This window comes from Cyclobacterium jeungdonense (assembly GCF_010994275.1).
Lineage (GTDB): Bacteria > Bacteroidota > Bacteroidia > Cytophagales > Cyclobacteriaceae > Cyclobacterium > Cyclobacterium jeungdonense.
On the sequence record NZ_WMCD01000001.1, the window covers coordinates 739,006 to 755,026 of the forward strand.

15 protein-coding genes are annotated in these 16,021 nt (G+C 44.2%); 14 read left to right on the top strand and 1 reads right to left on the bottom strand.

Annotated features, from left to right (window positions below; translation table 11 throughout):
* The 9 genes from holA (at nucleotide 1) to trmB (ending at nucleotide 10,542) form a co-directional block, all read left to right on the top strand.
* Nucleotides 1-1,023 carry a DNA polymerase III subunit delta gene (holA, locus tag GKS34_RS02845; RefSeq protein WP_163383288.1) on the top strand — a complete coding sequence of 341 codons (1,023 nt, stop codon included), beginning with the start codon at nucleotides 1-3 and terminating at the stop codon, nucleotides 1,021-1,023.
* Nucleotides 1,024-1,031: 8 nt separating this feature from the next.
* On the top strand, nucleotides 1,032-4,040 hold the full coding sequence (locus tag GKS34_RS02850; protein WP_163383289.1) for a tetratricopeptide repeat protein: 3,009 nt from the start codon (nucleotides 1,032-1,034) through the stop codon (nucleotides 4,038-4,040).
* Nucleotides 4,037-5,716, top strand: coding sequence for a porin family protein (locus tag GKS34_RS02855; RefSeq protein ID WP_240459168.1), 1,680 nt, complete (start codon nucleotides 4,037-4,039; stop codon nucleotides 5,714-5,716). Before GKS34_RS02850 ends, GKS34_RS02855 begins: the two co-directional genes overlap by 4 nt.
* Before the next feature lie 109 nt (nucleotides 5,717-5,825).
* Nucleotides 5,826-6,494: an SPOR domain-containing protein gene (locus GKS34_RS02860; protein WP_163383290.1), complete on the top strand. Its 669-nt coding sequence runs from the start codon at nucleotides 5,826-5,828 to the stop codon at nucleotides 6,492-6,494.
* Nucleotide 6,495: 1 nt separating this feature from the next.
* Nucleotides 6,496-7,197 carry a MotA/TolQ/ExbB proton channel family protein gene (locus GKS34_RS02865; RefSeq protein WP_163383291.1) on the top strand — a complete coding sequence of 234 codons (702 nt, stop codon included), beginning with the start codon at nucleotides 6,496-6,498 and terminating at the stop codon, nucleotides 7,195-7,197.
* Nucleotide 7,198: 1 nt separating this feature from the next.
* Nucleotides 7,199-7,591: an ExbD/TolR family protein gene (locus GKS34_RS02870; protein WP_163383292.1), complete on the top strand. Its 393-nt coding sequence runs from the start codon at nucleotides 7,199-7,201 to the stop codon at nucleotides 7,589-7,591.
* A 9-nt stretch (nucleotides 7,592-7,600) separates the two neighbouring features.
* Entirely contained in the window at nucleotides 7,601-8,557 is a 957-nt protein-coding gene (locus GKS34_RS02875) for an energy transducer TonB (protein WP_163383293.1), read from the top strand.
* Nucleotides 8,558-8,566: 9 nt separating this feature from the next.
* Nucleotides 8,567-9,871: a bifunctional folylpolyglutamate synthase/dihydrofolate synthase gene (locus tag GKS34_RS02880; protein ID WP_163383294.1), complete on the top strand. Its 1,305-nt coding sequence runs from the start codon at nucleotides 8,567-8,569 to the stop codon at nucleotides 9,869-9,871.
* 5 nt (nucleotides 9,872-9,876) lie between these two features.
* Nucleotides 9,877-10,542: a tRNA (guanosine(46)-N7)-methyltransferase TrmB gene (gene trmB, locus GKS34_RS02885; RefSeq protein WP_163383295.1), complete on the top strand. Its 666-nt coding sequence runs from the start codon at nucleotides 9,877-9,879 to the stop codon at nucleotides 10,540-10,542.
* Here the strand turns inward: trmB and GKS34_RS02890 are convergent.
* Complete coding sequence (locus GKS34_RS02890) at nucleotides 10,539-11,168, bottom strand: beta/alpha barrel domain-containing protein (RefSeq protein ID WP_163383296.1); 630 nt, start codon at nucleotides 11,166-11,168, stop codon at nucleotides 10,539-10,541. The genes trmB and GKS34_RS02890 overlap by 4 nt on opposite strands.
* A 51-nt stretch (nucleotides 11,169-11,219) precedes the next feature.
* Between GKS34_RS02890 and GKS34_RS02895 the strand changes: the two genes are divergently transcribed.
* The 5 genes from GKS34_RS02895 (at nucleotide 11,220) to GKS34_RS02915 (ending at nucleotide 15,969) form a co-directional block, all read left to right on the top strand.
* Nucleotides 11,220-11,909: a hypothetical protein gene (locus tag GKS34_RS02895; protein WP_163383297.1), complete on the top strand. Its 690-nt coding sequence runs from the start codon at nucleotides 11,220-11,222 to the stop codon at nucleotides 11,907-11,909.
* On the top strand, nucleotides 11,896-13,527 hold the full coding sequence (locus tag GKS34_RS02900; protein ID WP_163383298.1) for a S8 family serine peptidase: 1,632 nt from the start codon (nucleotides 11,896-11,898) through the stop codon (nucleotides 13,525-13,527). Before GKS34_RS02895 ends, GKS34_RS02900 begins: the two co-directional genes overlap by 14 nt.
* Nucleotides 13,528-13,607: 80 nt before the next feature.
* Complete coding sequence (gene rpe / locus GKS34_RS02905) at nucleotides 13,608-14,261, top strand: ribulose-phosphate 3-epimerase (protein WP_163383299.1); 654 nt, start codon at nucleotides 13,608-13,610, stop codon at nucleotides 14,259-14,261.
* Nucleotides 14,262-14,381: 120 nt separating this feature from the next.
* The gene (locus GKS34_RS02910; RefSeq protein WP_163383300.1) at nucleotides 14,382-14,897 is read left to right on the top strand and encodes a hypothetical protein; all 516 of its coding nucleotides are present in this window, start codon (nucleotides 14,382-14,384) and stop codon (nucleotides 14,895-14,897) included.
* An 82-nt stretch (nucleotides 14,898-14,979) separates the two neighbouring features.
* Complete coding sequence (locus GKS34_RS02915; protein WP_240459169.1) at nucleotides 14,980-15,969, top strand: hypothetical protein; 990 nt, start codon at nucleotides 14,980-14,982, stop codon at nucleotides 15,967-15,969.
* Nucleotides 15,970-16,021 lie beyond the last annotated feature (52 nt).

The window sequence follows — 16,021 nt, forward strand, 5'->3', positions numbered from 1 at the left end:
ATGCCCAGTAAGCCGGAAAGTATTCTCAAAGATCTGAAAGCAAATAAGTTTGCCCCCGTCTATTTTCTTCAGGGAGAAGAACCTTATTTCATCGATAAAATCACCGGGTTTATAGAAAAAAATGCCCTGGCACCACAGGACCGTGGATTCAATCAAACGATCATGTATGGGAAGGATACGACTATCGGTGAAATTCTTACCAATGCCAAGAGGTTTCCCATGATGTCTGACCGGCAAGTGGTCATTGTAAAAGAAGCGCAAAATATTCAGGAACTGGGCAGGGAGCAGGGAGACCAGTTGCTGATCAACTACATCAATAATCCCCTACCCAGTACCATCCTTGTTTTTGCTCACAAATACAAGGTATTGGATGGACGCAAAGCATTGGCTAAAGAATTGGATAAAAAAGCGGTGTTGGTCAAATCCGATAAAATACCGGAATACAAATTGGCGCCCTATATCGATCAGTATGTAAAAGACAAAGGGTTTACGATAGAAACTAAAGCCTGCCAAGTCCTCGCTGAATCCATTGGTAACAACATGGAGGTCTTGACCAATGAAATTGATAAAATGCTTATCAATTTTGATGAACCGGTAGCCATCAGCACTGCACATATCCAACAATACGTCGGCATAAGTAAGGACTACAATAATTTTGAGCTTACCAAATCGCTCAGTTACAAAGATGTGAATAAGGCCAATACCATTATTTGGTATTTTGCACAAAATCCCAAATCCCATCCGCTAGTTCCCCTCTTATCCTTACTTTACCTGCATTTCAGCCGATTGCTTCAGGTAAAAGCCCACAATGGAATGGGAGAAAAGGAGTTGGCTGGTATACTGAAAGTAAATCCCTACTTTATAAAAGAATACACCGTTGCAGCGAAAAATTATCCATTAGGCAAGATTATTGATATCATCGGATACCTAAGGGAAGCAGACTTACGTTCAAAAGGCATAGCTGCTAACAATATGGAAGAGTCAAAAATTCTGAAAGAACTCATTTTTAAAATTCTTCATTGATCCGAAAAATGAACAGAATACGGATAGGAATACTCGCAGTTTATTTGTTATCATGGGGGCAAATGCAGGCCTGGGCTCAGGCCAGCCTTAATCAGATGCATCCCGAGTTGGAATACCAGGCAGCACTGGATTTGTTTCAAAAAGATCAATTTGCTGCGTCCAAAGAAGCATTCGAAAGAATGATACTTCATGACCAGCAGGGGGATCGAACCATGGAGATCTCCTATTTCCTCGCCCTTTCCTCCTTAAAAGGAGATTTTCCGGAGGGTTCATCTGCATTGGAGGCTTTTTTGTTGGATTATCCCGGAGAAGCCTTGGGGCATGAAGCAGCCTGGGTGTTGGGCAATCATTATTTTACAGCCCGTAACTACCGTAAAGCCATTGAAAAGTTTGGTTTATTGAACAACGTGGCCCTCAGTGAAGAGCGACATCCGGAGCTTTTTTTCAAAACAGGCTATGCTTTCTTTCAATTAAAAAACTACCAGCAAGCCCAGAATTATTTTGAGCGAGCCAAACGATACCGGAGTCCTTTCCTTGCTGCTTCCTATTATTATGCAGGCTTTAGTGCATTCCAACAAAATGATTTCGAAACTGCAGTCACAAATTTTAAAGAGGCTGAAAAATCCAGTGAATTTAGCCTGAAGGTTCCCTACATGTTATCGGCCATTTATTACCGGCAGGGAGAATTACAACTCCTCATTGATTATGCCGCCCCTTTAATCGGCAAGGCAGGTCTTGAAAACCGCGAGCAAATTCATTTGTTACTAGCAGAGGCCTATTATGATAAAAAAGCATATGAACAGGCAGCCGGGCATTATCAATCTTTTGTTTCTGCCAACAAAGGTAAATTATCCAGAGACCAACAATACAAAGCCGGTGAGGCCCACTACGAAAGTAATCAATATGAGAGGGCCAGTAACTTTTTCAAGGAAGTGGCCCTGACAAAAGACGCTTTGGGACAGATTTCCAGCTACTTTTTAGGACATTCGTACATTCAGCTGGAGAATTTACCCTTTGCTGCCAACAGTTTTAGTGCTGCTTTTACTATGGATTTTAATCCGGAACTTAAAGAAGAAGCCTTGTTTAATTATGCCAAGGTGAATCTTGAGATGGGTAAATTTCAGGAGGCCATAACAGCACTGGACCAGTATCTGGATGATTACCCAGGCAGTTCGCAAGCCTCAGAAGCCGAAAACCTGTTGAGCGATGCCCTTATCAATACCAACAATTACCTCAGGGCCATTCGGCATATAGAAAGCATGCAGGAGAAATCGCCTCGGATCAGAGAAGCCTACCAGAAAGTTAGCTTTTTCCAGGCTATGGTGTATTACCGGGACAACAACCATTCTGAAGCGATTCAGATGCTGAATAAGTCCCTTGATTTTCCCCAGGACAAGTCCCTGCAAACAAGGGCTCAATACTGGAAAGGAGAGGCCTATGCCGCTAACAACCAACCTGAAGCAGCCATTCAAGCCTACGAGCGGGTTTTATCTATGAATCCACCAGCATCTGATCCCGCGTTGATTAAAACGCATTATGGATTGGGATATGCTTATTTTAATCAGTCAAACTATGATAAAGCCGAAAATCAGTTTAAGGCCTATACCGACAAGCTTCGAGGCAGCAATGACAAGCAACAATATCACGATGCGCTGATTAGATTAGGTGATGTATATTATGTGCAGAAAAAATTTGAAGAAGCGGCAGCCACTTTCAGACGAGCAATTCAGGAAGACAGTCCCTACAGCGATTATGCGTATTTCAGAGGGGGAGTAGTAGCAAACTTTCAAAACAGAAATCTGGAAGCGATTCGCCAGCTGGATCAGGTAATTGACAGGTATCCAAATAGTCTTTATCTGGAAGATGCCTTGTTCCAAAAAGCCCAAATTCATATGGAGGATTTAAATTACCGATTGGGAAGGGAAGTTTTCTCCAGGCTCATTTCCTTAAAACCCAACAGTCCATTTATACCTTACGCGCTGGAAGGAAGGGCCGTAGCAAATTATTCGCTTAAAGATTACGATCAGGCCATTGCCGATTACAAAACGATTTTGAATCGTTTTCCCAATGCATCCAATGGTGAAACCGCTCTGGTAGGTCTGCAGGAAAGCCTTTCCCTTCAGGGCAGATCTGAAGAGTTTTCCACTTACCTGTCAGAATACCGTAAATCTAATCCCGCTAGTAGTAATTTACAAAATGTGGAGTTTGAGGCTGCCAAAAGCCTGCTGTTTAACCAATCCTACCAGCAGGCAGTCCGGGCCTTGGAGGATTTTCTTCGGAACTATCCCAATTCTTCACAGGTACCGGAAGCAAGGTATTACCTGGCCGATGCCCATTTCAGGATGGAAAATACGGACAAAGCCCTGGATTTGTATTACGGGTTGGAAAATACCGAGGATACCCAGTTGAAAACCAGGGTATTTCAAAAGATTGCTGCCATTGAATTTGAGCGGGAAAATTTTGCCAAATCCATTCCTTATTTTCAATTTACCGCCGAAAATGCAAGAAGCACCGCGGAGGAATACGAGGCTTATTTTGGATTGATGGTAGCCAATTTTGAAACCAAAAACTACACGGAGACGGTCAGTCATGCTGATAAAATACTGGAGTTGGGCAACATAACCGTCGATGCGGCTCCCAGCGCTTTGTTGATCAAGGCAAAGGCACTGGAAAACAGTAATCAGTTGGCCCAGGCGGAATCAGTTTACCGGGAATTGGTTGAAAATTACAAATCGGAGCAGGGTGCCGAAGCCCTTTTCCGGCTTGCTTCGCTCAGCCATGATGCAGGCGCATACGAGGTTTCCAACGAGTTGATTTTCGAATACTCCCAACCGTTTGGTTCGTATGAGTATTGGTACGGCAAGCAATTTGTGCTGCTGGCAAAAAATTACATCGCATTGGATGAAAAATTCCAGGCGAAAGCTACCCTGGAATCGGTGATTGAAAATTCAGGCATTGAATCAGTCAGAACGGAAGCAGAAGAATTATTGAAAACGATCAATACGACGGGAGAATGAGACAGGTAATACAGTTAATAATCGCAGGGGTTTTACTGGCAGTCGTAATGGTGACACCTGTCCAGAGTCAGGATGCAGGGGAGCCGGAACGAGGAGAAATTCGGGATACGGAGTTTATTATCCGGAAAGACAGGGTTTTGAGCCTTCCCAAACAGTCCCGGGTCTTTGAAAAAAGTCCCGTATTACCTCCGGTAACCACTTCTACCGATTATACCTATCAGGTAAATGATTATTTTTTCCCGTTGGCCCCGGTAGCACTGGAAACAAAGCCTTATCAAAAGCCTTTTCCCAAGCCTGAAACGGATCAAACCACCGGCATTGCCCGAGTGGGTTTCGGCAACTACTCCTCCCCATTGTTCCAGCTGGACCTGTTTCCCCAGCAGTATGAAGAAGCCGTCTATGGCCTGCACCTGAAACATGAGGGATATTATACCGGGCCGGTGGATGGGCAAAATTCAGGAGAGGATCATACCGACCTCTTTTTGAATGGAAGTCTGTATAAAGATATCGTCGAAATTTATGGTAAACTCGGTTACGAAAGAGACATGTACCACTTTTATGGCTACACACCTCAACCTGAAAATGAGGTACTTGCCGATACCATACAGCAGGTTTTTAATACCATTCATACTCAGATTGGTCTGAGAAGAGTAGAAAAGGCAGAACCCTTCAATTACTCTGCGAGCGTCTCCTTAAGACTTTTTAATGACCGATACGAGGCCGAGGAAAGTGAAGCCTTGATAAAAGCCGCTGCGGGGTTTCGTGCCAACGAAAACCTAAATGGAGGAATAGAAACCGAATTAGCGTTTACTTCTCCCAGTGACGTTAATTACGAAGCCATCAATAGAAATTATTTTAAGCTTTACCCATATGTACAATACATCCAGGAAGGGCTGCAAGTAAGGGTTGGCGCAAACGTAGTTCATGAAAACGACATCGTCCCCAACAAATTGAAGGAGTTTTATGTATTGCCAGTAGCATCCATATCGTACCAATTGATGCCTGAATTTGGAATTTTCGCAACCTACGAGGGAGATGTAAAACGAAATACCTATTATGACTTTATTCGGGAAAACCCTTTTTTGGGGCCATCCGAGCAGCTTAGAAATACCTTACAAAATTTTCAGGTAAATGCAGGGATTTCTGGTAATGCAAATGACCTTTTCAATTACCGCCTGGGATTGAAATACGGTGATTTTACCAACATGCATTTCTACGGAAACAATGTATTGGATAGTACCCGGTTTCAGCTCATCTATGATAACAACACGAAAGTGATGGAATATCACGGAAATCTGAATTATAATTTTGATGAGATTTACAGCCTGGATGCTTCCCTGCATTACTACCAATACACTCTGGATGAAATCGGTGCAGCCTGGCACCGGCCGGAGTGGGAGGTACGAGTAAATAATTCCTTTACTCCCGATGAGCGGTGGACCATTTATGCCAACCTACATGCCCTGGGGGGAATTAAGGCTGTCAATCTCGCATCCGATACCGAACGAAACCTAGATCCCCTGCTGGATTTACATGTGCATGCGAACTATGCCTTTTCGAGCCGGTTTTCCGCTTTCCTAAAGGGAAATAATTTATTAAACCAGCAGTACGAACGCTTTAACTATTATCCGGTGCGTTCCATACAGGTGATTGGTGGAATAGGATTTAAATTTTAGTTTGCGTAGTAGTCCAGCAATCGTGGATGAAATCCGGGAAATATGGTGCCAATATTGTCGATTTGATGGTTTTACTTTAGCTTAGCAGATTGAAACAATCTTTTTTGATATGTCTGAAAATAAATCCAAGGATCAAAACAGCCAAGCAAATAACGATGAGGACTTTGGACTTCCCGATGTCTCCGTTACGCCGCTTAAAAGTCCCGTTGCCGGTACGGTGGCTGCTCCAGACCCTGCGCCGATAGGGATGGAAAAAACGCATGCTGGTAAACCGGAAGGAAGCGAAAGAGAGAAAAAAGAGCGGCGTTCTAACTGGGCGTTATGGCTTATCCTTCTTTTGATTTTGCTTATCGGTTTTGGAGCCTATTATTGGGGTAATTTCGGCTACCTTACACCAAATCCGGAAGAAGATGATGTACCTACTGCCCAATCAGAAGAACCAGTGGAAGTAACACCCGAACCGGCACCTGTTCCGGAGTCGATAGAGGAAGCCCCAGTAGTTGAAGCAGTTACTCCGGTGTTGACAGAAGTGGCCGGAAGAGCCGATTCACCGAGGTATTTTTTGGTGGTAGGCAGTTTTATCGATGATGACCTAGCCAGAGATTATTCAGAACGACTCAATAAAGCCGGGCTGGAAACGTTTTTGGTGCATCCCTATGGAAGCATTCATTTTTACCGCCTGGCAATAGGACAGTATGAAAACCTTGATACGGCCCTGGAGGCCATGAATGCTTCCCAAAAGGAATACGAAGAAAACTTATGGGTACTGAAATATTAATATGATCCTATTACAAACGTTGTCTACCTCGGACGGCCAGCAGGCTGTCGATTCACTTGCCCTCATGGAGGGGGCCAGTTCATCCGATATTGGTCTATTGGAGTTATTGATTAAAGGGGGATACATGATGATCCCGCTCTATTTGCTATTTATTTTAGCTATTTTCATTTTTATTGAACGCGTCATAACGTTAAAAAAAGCCTCCAAAACTCCCAAGGGCATGATCGATCAGGTCAAAATGATGGTTCAAAGTGGTAATATAGAGCAGGCGAAGATGATTTGTCAGGGAGAGGAGACGCCTGTGGCAAATATGATTAGCAAAGGACTGGAACGTATCGGCAGCCCATTGAAAAATATCGAGGTGGCCATCGAAAACGTCGGTAAAATTGAAATTTATAAATTGGAAAAAAACCTGGGACTACTAGCTACCGTTTCGGGAGCTGCACCCATGATCGGGTTTTTGGGAACCGTGGCTGGAATGATCCGGGCATTTATCGGAGTGGCTCAGGAAGAAGGCATGGTTTCTCCCAAGCTACTCTCTACGGGGATCTATGAGGCCATGATTACCACGGCTACGGGTTTGGTGGTAGGGATCATAGCCTATCTGGGGTATAACTACCTGGTTACACAGGTCTCGAAGCTGATCCATAATATGGAATATACCACGATCGAATTCATTGATTTACTTCAGGATAAGAAATAACATGGCCCTACAGTCAAAGAATAAAATCGAAGCCGCTTTCAGCATGTCATCGATGACAGACATCATTTTCCTGCTTTTGATCTTTTTCATGCTTACTTCTTCTTTCATTACTCCCTCAGGGTTACCTGTAAACCTGCCGAGCAGTGAGGCCTCCGATATTGTGATGCAGGAAGTGACCGTAAGTATCACCAAAGACCTCAAGTATGCAGTGAATGACCGGCAGGTAAGCCGAAATGAAATTAAAGCTGCGTTAACAACGTTATTGAAAGATAAGAAAGGGTACGTGGTATTGCACATCGATCAGGAAGTACCTGTGGAGCACCTAGTAGAGGTAGGAGGCATTGCCGCTGCACTCGAAGCCAACGTTACCATCGCCACAAAACCATACAAGTAAGATTAGAAAATGGAAGTTTGGGAAGACCGGAAAGAAACCCTGGAAAATAAGAAGAAAGCCATCCTCATCACGTTTTTAGTAAACGCACTGATTTTGGTAGGTTTTTATTTTATCGTGGTTTGGAAACAACCGGTTCCTCCCATGTCTCAGTTTGGCCTGGAATTGAATCTGGGTTTTTCGGATGCCGGAATGGATAGCGAGCAGGCTACCACGGAATCTACTGCGAATACGGAGGCGATCGAGGAAGCAGCGGCCCCGGGTGATCCAGCCTCCCAACCCATAGAAAATGTCGTGCCTGTTAGCCCTCCCGAACCGCAACCCACACCGGCGCAACCCAGCCAGAGTCAACCCAGACAGCAGCCGCAATCACAGGTTCCCAGTCCCGTTCAGACCAACGAAGAACCAGAACCAACTCCGGATACACCTACGGAAACGCAGGAAAATCCTACCGAAAACCGCGTAGAGAATCAACCGGCTGAAAAAACGGCTCCAGAAAAAGTAGAAGAGAAAAAGCCTACCGTGGACCCACGTGCTATTTTTGGAGGAGGAGGTAAAACCGGAACAACCAACCAGCCCTCTGCAGGAAACAATGAAGGAACATCCAACCAGCAGGGCAACGAAGGCAATCCTCAGGGTACTGTGGATGGTCGGTCCATTCTGCAGTCCGGACGCGGTAATACAGGCGATGGCTCCGGCTACAACCTGGATTTGGCAGGCTGGGATTTTGCCTCCAGGCCAACGATTGAGGATAATTTATCCAACCGAAACGGCCGAATCGTTTTCCGAATTACTGTCAACGATGACGGGCGAATCGTACAAGCCATCCCCTTGGAATATAACGTTAGCAATGAAGTATTGAATTACTACCGAACCGTGGTCAATGGCCTTTCCTTTAAAAGACAGAGCGGAAACCCCACCGCCGAATATTCCACTGGGAGAATTACCTTTATAATCCGCGTAGATTAAGTACTTTTCATGACCTATCAGGAATCCCTTGACTTTTTATACCAGGCCCTGCCCATGTTTCAGCGCGTGGGGGCCCCGGCGTTTAAGAAAGACCTAACGAACACCATCAAACTATGTGAACGCCTGGGGAACCCCCAGCAGACGTTCAAAAGTATTCATATTGCCGGCACGAATGGGAAGGGCAGCTCTGCCCATGCCCTGGCCTCGATTCTTCAGGAAGCCGGGTATAAAACCGGATTATACACTTCTCCGCATCTAAAGTCCTTTCGGGAGCGGATCAAAATCAATGGCCAGGAAATTCCGGAAGAGGAGGTTTGCGCCTTCGTAGAAGAGCAACGGGATTTTTTGTTGGACCTAAAACCTAGTTTTTTTGAAATGACGGTGGCCATGGCCTTTTCCTACTTTGCCCGGGAAAAAGTGGATATTGCAGTCATCGAAACGGGAATGGGCGGAAGGTTTGACAGTACCAATGTGCTAAAGCCCTTGCTAAGTCTGATTACCAATATCAGCCTTGACCATGTCCAGTTTTTGGGTGATACCCTTGAAAAAATTGCCAGCGAAAAAGCAGGTATCATCAAGGAAGGGGTTCCAGTAATCATCGGGCAAACACAGGAGGTGACTACGGCTGTTTTTCAGCAAGCAGCCCGGGAAAAAAAGGCACCGCTGTTTTTTGCCGACCAATCCTTTAAAATATTGCCTAAAGGCTGGAAGGAAACGGCTGACACCGACACCCTCTCGCTCTATGAAATAACGGAAATTGATGGCAGCAATTGGGAAGTAGGAATGGATTTATTGGGTAATTACCAGGCCAAAAACCTGCCGGGTATATTGTTGGCTGTTGCCAGGCTTAATGAAATGGGTTTTAAAATAGCTTCCGAAGACCTTGTAAATGGACTGGCTCGGATACGGAAAAATACCGGATTGAAGGGACGTTGGCAATTACTAGGAAAAGATCCCTTAATAATCTGTGATACAGGTCATAATGAAGATGGAATTAAACTAATTATAGAACAACTTAACCGCCTTCCGCATCGAGACATGTACCTGGTCCTGGGAATGGTTCAGGACAAGGACCACGGTCGGATTTTGGACCTTTTGCCCAAGAAGGCACAGTACATTTTCTGCCAGGCAGATCAGCCCCGATCTTTGCCGGCGGAAGCATTAAAAGAAAAGGCAGCTCTGCATGGATTGAGGGGAATTAGCATTACCGATGTCAATGCAGCCATTGCCTATGCCAAAAAAAATGCCAGGACGGATGACCTGATTTTCATAGGAGGCAGTACATTTGTCGTCGCAGAAATAAAGGAACTTTAATAGGTATGGGTAGAAATAAACTGGAACGCTTCAGGCAAAATGAGGCCAATCCCAATGTGGTACAACCCGGAAAGGAGCGTTTTGAAAAAATAAAAGGAAACTGGAAGGAACTGCAGTTTCAAAACAACCATCCTCTGGTGGTAGAGCTTGCCTGTGGAAGGGGGGAATTTACCGTGGGGTTGGCCAGACACTATCCGGAGAAAAACTTTGTCGGGGTAGATATCAAGGGTTCCCGGATATGGAAAGGAAGCAGTCAGGCTTCCGAAGAGGGCCTGGAAAATGTGGCTTTTCTCCGTACTCAGATTGAAAATCTGGAAGCGTCTTTTGCCCCCGGAGAGGTGGATGAATTATGGATTACCTTTCCCGATCCACGACCCAAAGAACGAGATGAGAAAAGAAGGCTCACTTCCCCACGATTTCTTCAAATATACCGGCAAATCATGAACAGGGAGGGAGCTATTCATTTCAAAACCGATAACACCGGACTCTACATTTATACCGAAGAACTTCTTGCCAGCAGGCCGGATATACGAGTCGAACGAAAAACAATGGATTTTTACCGATCGGAATGGAGAGAAGAACATCACGGTATCCGGACGCGTTACGAGAAAATGTTTATGGAAAAGGGAGAAACCATCAAATACGTTGTGTTTTCCTTGAATCCCCTTTAATCTTCGACTTCCAGGGCCTCAAGAATATCCGCCAATTCATCAAAATCTTTGATTCCAGGTCGGATTTCATGGCCTCCTTTCATGCTAATGCCTTTTATTCCAGTGGCTTCAAGAATGCCGCCAATAGTAGTAGCATCAAATCCAAAACCCACCAGCACCTCACAGTTCGCTGCCAGCTGTCCAACCATTTTCAGCTCCTCTTCACCGATTGTGTCTTCTGAGTCCGCTTCAAGATTAAGTAAAATCTCGTGTTCTCCCAGGCTTTTCGAAAATGACAGAATGTCTTCCCAATCTTCTGCCTGTTTAATCGTGTAGGAATAAATCAATCCATAACCACTGTTTTCCAAGAGTTGCAAATGGTGTTTTTCAGCGACCTGGATCCATTCGAAGCCCTCGTATTCCTGAATTGTTTTAAGGATTTGATCTGGGTGGGAAAGTTTAAACTCAGCTACGTATTGAAGGCCAGAAAGCCAACCTGTGATTTCTTTGAATTCTACGGGAGAAACAAAATATTCGGAGTTCTCCTCCAGGCAAAATCCCATTAGATTTACGTACATTCCGGCACAATACCTGGCATCACTTAAATTGTTTACATTGCTTATCTTTACAAAAGTTTTTAAGGCCATTTCAATTTGGAATATTAATTATGTAATTTTCAAAGATTTCAAAGATAGAGAATGAAAGTTTTGGAAAAAAGTAGTTGCATCCTGCTATTGGGGATTTTTGTTATGGGTTGTGAGGTGCTGCGGGAAGAACCTTCCATCGTTACTTCTACCTATTACCCCTTGGCGATAGGCAATTTTTGGGAATACCATGTGGACAACACCCAGTATTTTGGTGAAGAAGATTTTGAAACCACCGAATTTTTTTACCGGGATGAGATAGTTGAACAATACCTGAACGCCGATAATGACCTGGTTTACCGGGTAAGGAGACGGTATTCGGACGACAGGAATAGTTGGAGGGACGAAAAAAGCTATACCTTGACATTTTCCAATAGCCGGATTATCCGTCATGATAATAACCGACAGGATATTGTGTTGATCTATCCGGTTGCATCTGATAGTGAATGGGATGGAAACGCTTATAATTCGCTTCCTGAAACTTTTTTTTTTATAGAAAGAATGGGGGATTACCTGGTAGGCAATACCTATTATCCGGAAACCGCCACTGTAAGGCAAAGCGAGGAGGATGACCAGATTACGCTTCGGGACATCCGCTATGAGGTTTATGGTAGGGATGTTGGGCTGATAGAAAGCTACTATGAAGTATTCAGGTATTGTTCCAGAAATGAATGCCTGGGAGAACAAATTATTCAGGAAGGACGTTTTACTCATTTAAAACTGATAAATTATGGGAAAGACTAGGCTTGTCATTTTGTTTTTTCTCCTGGTAAGCAGCTGGACTTCCTTGCAGGGGCAAGACAGGTATGCGGTGCATTACCGATATAAGCCATCTTCTAACTATAGTTTGGATCGTCCGGAGGAATTGGTAGGCGAGAAAGCCCTTTTGCGTAGAGATAGGGAACAAATAGCTTTAGATAGCACCGATTTACCAGTCTCTAGTCAGTATTCCTCTTTGATAGCCAAAGAAGTTCAGGAAATATTCTACCATTCAAAATGGCTCAATGCTTCCGTGGTTTTAGCTGATGTAGCGGCAATTGAAAAAATCAAATCCTTTCCCTTTGTTGAAGAAGTAGTGTATGTGGGAAGGGGAGGGCAGCAGGTAAATGGAGAAGAGGGAACAAAGAATTATACAGATCCACTAAGAACCCCAAGCATTACAGCAACAGCCGCGTACACCTTTGATTTTCAAAATCATATTCTCGGAATTCCGGAAATGCATGAAGATGGCTACAGGGGGGATGGAGTAACTATTGCCGTCTTTGACGCTGGATTTTTAAATACTGATGAAATTGTTGGACTGCAGCACCTTTTTAACGAAAACAGGATTTTGGCTACCCGGGATTTTGTACGTCCAGGACCTTCCACCGTTTTTCGTACCGATACGCATGGCACTGGTGCCTTGTCACTACTGGCCTCCTACGATCCCAGCCAGTTGGTAGGAGGGGCGTATGCTGCAAATTATATCCTGTGCATTACGGAGGATGTGGATTCTGAGTTTCGTATTGAGGAATACAATTGGGTCAGGGCAGCTGAATTTGCTGATAGTCTGGGTGTGCAAATCATCAATAGTTCGCTGGGTTATAATCACTTCGATGATCCGAAGATGAATTACAGCAAAGAAGATCTTGATGGCAACACAGCGGTCATTTCTAAGGGGGCCGCCATGGCTGCCAGAAAAGGGATATTGGTGGTCAGTAGCTCTGGGAATGAGGGGAATATCCAGTGGCAGACCATAACTGTACCTGCAGATGCAAAAGGAATTTTAGCGGTGGGGGCGATTAACAATCAATTTACTAAAGCCGGGTTCAGTTCAATCGGTCCCAGTAGTGATGGGCGCATCAAACCGGAGCTTGTGGCTTATGGGTCCGGGGTTACCCTATGGCGTCAGGTAGAAGGAACCAGCCTTTCTAGTGGCACTTCTTTTTCAGCCCCACAGGTTGCGGCTTTGGCAGCAGGATTGTGGCAAGCCAATCCCGATTTTACCCGATCCGAATTAACGAAAAAGATCTTGCAAAGTGGCTCCCAGGCAGACAGCCCCGATTTTGAATTAGGGTATGGTGTCCCGAACTACTTTAGAGCGATGTATGGCCGCGAAGAAGGAACCCTGGTGGATTCACCTTCCAGAATCTATCCAAATCCCTTGGATGAGAAAGAGTTGTTTGTCGAATTTGGACAGGAAAATTCCTGTCAGCTAACGCTTTATGATTTGCAGGGAAAGCTGATAAGTTCGCTTCAGTTAGATCGGTATGTGATGCGTGATCCCTATCGGATCGATATGGGTACCCTCATCCCAGGTCTGTATTGGCTTGAGTTAGAGGATGATTCTTCAGCTGCCCGTATGAAGTTATGGAAGAAATAAGGAAATGAAAATAATTTTTCCTTTTTTTGTAATGTATCAGATGTCTTAAATCCGATTTCTTTTAAACCAACTCCCAATTCATGAATCCATTGATTGCCCCGTCCGTTCTTGCTGCTGACTTTGCTAACCTTCAGAAAGAAGTGGAGATGATAAACGGCTCCGCAGCAGATTACATCCACGTAGATATCATGGACGGGGTGTTCGTACCCAATATTTCTATGGGTTTACCGGTGGTAGAAGCCATTAATCGGTACGCGAATAAGCCCTTAGACGTACACCTGATGATTGTAAATCCGGAAAATTACCTGGCTGCTTTTCAAAAAGCCGGTGCGGCACATATCACAGTGCATAGTGAAGCATGCCCTCATCTCCATCGAACCATACAATCGATTAAGGAACTGGGCTGTAAAGCAGGGGTAGCTGTGAACCCTCATACGCCGATAGCCCAGTTGGAAGATATCATACGGGAAGTAGATATTGTCATTCTGATGTCGGTGAACCCGGGATTTGGAGGCCAGAAATTTATTGAAAACACCTACAAAAAAGTTCACCGACTTGCCAAACTGATTGTTGAAACCGGATCCCATGCCAAGATTGAAATCGATGGGGGGGTGAGCATGGAAAACGCAAGAAAATTATTTGATGCCGGAGCGAATATTCTAGTTGCAGGAAATTTTGTCTTTTCCTCAGAAAATCCACAAGAAACCATTAAAAAGCTAAAAAATATCGTTTAAATTCAAATTATAGGGGGGCCATATAAATTATGGCGCATTTTTTGTCTTATTATTTGCGAAATAAATGGATTCTAACTTAATTCGTGAGTATATAGCGTTTAATAAACTGAAATGGAAATTATGAAAAAATTATTTGTATTGGCTTTCTTACTGTTTGGTGTGATTGGATTTACGGCTCAGGCTCAGGATGAAGCCGCAGAAGCGCCCACCGATGAGGAATTGGCAAAGTTTGCTGCGATGGAAGATTCTGTTATGGCTTTTTACGACCAAAAGAATGAAGAGCTGGTTGCGATGATTAAAGAAAACGAGGTGATAGATGGAGCCGCCCGATACAATGAAATCAAGGATGCCTGGGAAGATGAGGAAAAACTGGCTGAGATTGAAATAACGGATGAAGAAAAAGCAGCCTACGAAGCAATTTTGGAATTTATGGGTTCTTTAGGCAACGAAGTGAGGGATCTTAAAATCGGATTGATTAAAAATGACGAGATCCTGGGAGTTGCTACTTACAATAAAGTAAACAAAGCCATCAAAGAAAACCCTGAGATTAAGGAGAAAGTAGATATGATGATGGCCGAATTAAAAGAAAAAAGAAGCGAAGGCTCCGAGGAAGCGGAACCGGAAGCAGGCGAATAAAATAACTTTAAAATAATATTAAAAAAAACCCTCCCTTTTGTGAGGGTTTTTTTGTTTTAAACGTTAATTAGAAAAAATCGGTATGAGATCTCCTTGGAAAAGTACCCTTCTTTTTGTTTGGCTATTTATAGTTGGCAGCACCCTGTTTATCAGTCCTCTTGTTGCTCAGGAAGATATTTTTGGAATTGAGCGTAAACTCAATGGTCGGAAAAGTGAAAACGAATTAGGCAATGTTTTCAGAAACATGGTTAGTAACTTCTCCTTTGAACTTGCTACCGGAGCAGGATATCAGCAGCATGAATTTGATTTTTCAAGTGAAATACCTGGCTCCTATCCGATTAATGGAAGATTGGAGCAGACCATGGATTTGGCGGCAGGAGATACGCTGTTCCTAAGTAGCGGAAATTTTGCGTATCCGGTCAATATCGGGATGCGCATCAATGTATTTGACTTTATTAGCCTGGGAGTAGGCTATGGAAGAGAATGGGGGCGGATTTCGCCTTTAGAGGCTCAGGGGTATACCTTTGATTTCCAGGAGCAGGCATACACCTACGACAAGCTGTATGGCACGCTCGGTTTAATACTCTGGGATGCTGGTAAGCGTAGTTCATTCCTCCGGTGGCGATATCGAAATTACTCGGAGAATAACATATACATGCAGTCGGAATTAAAACAACGGGCAAGGCAGATTTATCCCTGGCGATTTATTGTAGAAGGGGAATTTGGTTCGATGATGCTCCGAAAATCAGTGGATCCAAATCTGAGTGCCCCGGATCCTTACTACGGTTTGGGCGCCCGATTGGAATACGATTTTTCAGAATACACCAGAGTATTCGTAAAACCTGCAGTGGAGTTTCGATCCTTTGCTTACACCAACCCAGAGATTCCGGAAACACAATCTCTTCTTCAACGCGTCTACAACCTTCAAGTAGGAGTATCGATCAGTTTGCCGGGTACCAAACGGTGCAAAGTAGGTGGCTGCCGGGTAGTAATGAAACATTTGCACAATGGTGTCGAATACCGGGGTAGTTCCATTTGGAACAGGCAGAACCGAAAAGTTGGGCAATGGTAATTTAAGGGTGAAAAAAAGCTCCACTTTACCCAAACTCCAAATTTTTTCACTA

Excerpts from the sequence above, each read along its gene's own strand:
- rpe (WP_163383299.1), top strand. The coding sequence starts at position 13,608 with ATGAATCCATTGATTGCCCCGTCCGTTCTTGCTGCTGACTTTGCTAAC.
- GKS34_RS02880 (WP_163383294.1), top strand. The coding sequence starts at position 8,567 with ATGACCTATCAGGAATCCCTTGACTTTTTATACCAGGCCCTGCCCATG.
- GKS34_RS02855 (WP_240459168.1), top strand. The coding sequence starts at position 4,037 with ATGAGACAGGTAATACAGTTAATAATCGCAGGGGTTTTACTGGCAGTC.
- GKS34_RS02860 (WP_163383290.1), top strand. The coding sequence starts at position 5,826 with ATGTCTGAAAATAAATCCAAGGATCAAAACAGCCAAGCAAATAACGAT.
- GKS34_RS02890 (WP_163383296.1), bottom strand. The coding sequence starts at position 11,168 with ATGGCCTTAAAAACTTTTGTAAAGATAAGCAATGTAAACAATTTAAGT.
- GKS34_RS02915 (WP_240459169.1), top strand. The coding sequence starts at position 14,980 with ATGAGATCTCCTTGGAAAAGTACCCTTCTTTTTGTTTGGCTATTTATA.
- GKS34_RS02875 (WP_163383293.1), top strand. The coding sequence starts at position 7,601 with ATGGAAGTTTGGGAAGACCGGAAAGAAACCCTGGAAAATAAGAAGAAA.
- GKS34_RS02895 (WP_163383297.1), top strand. The coding sequence starts at position 11,220 with ATGAAAGTTTTGGAAAAAAGTAGTTGCATCCTGCTATTGGGGATTTTT.
- holA (WP_163383288.1), top strand. The coding sequence starts at position 1 with ATGCCCAGTAAGCCGGAAAGTATTCTCAAAGATCTGAAAGCAAATAAG.
- GKS34_RS02870 (WP_163383292.1), top strand. The coding sequence starts at position 7,199 with ATGGCCCTACAGTCAAAGAATAAAATCGAAGCCGCTTTCAGCATGTCA.
- trmB (WP_163383295.1), top strand. The coding sequence starts at position 9,877 with ATGGGTAGAAATAAACTGGAACGCTTCAGGCAAAATGAGGCCAATCCC.
- GKS34_RS02910 (WP_163383300.1), top strand. The coding sequence starts at position 14,382 with ATGAAAAAATTATTTGTATTGGCTTTCTTACTGTTTGGTGTGATTGGA.
- GKS34_RS02900 (WP_163383298.1), top strand. The coding sequence starts at position 11,896 with ATGGGAAAGACTAGGCTTGTCATTTTGTTTTTTCTCCTGGTAAGCAGC.
- GKS34_RS02865 (WP_163383291.1), top strand. The coding sequence starts at position 6,496 with ATGATCCTATTACAAACGTTGTCTACCTCGGACGGCCAGCAGGCTGTC.
- GKS34_RS02850 (WP_163383289.1), top strand. The coding sequence starts at position 1,032 with ATGAACAGAATACGGATAGGAATACTCGCAGTTTATTTGTTATCATGG.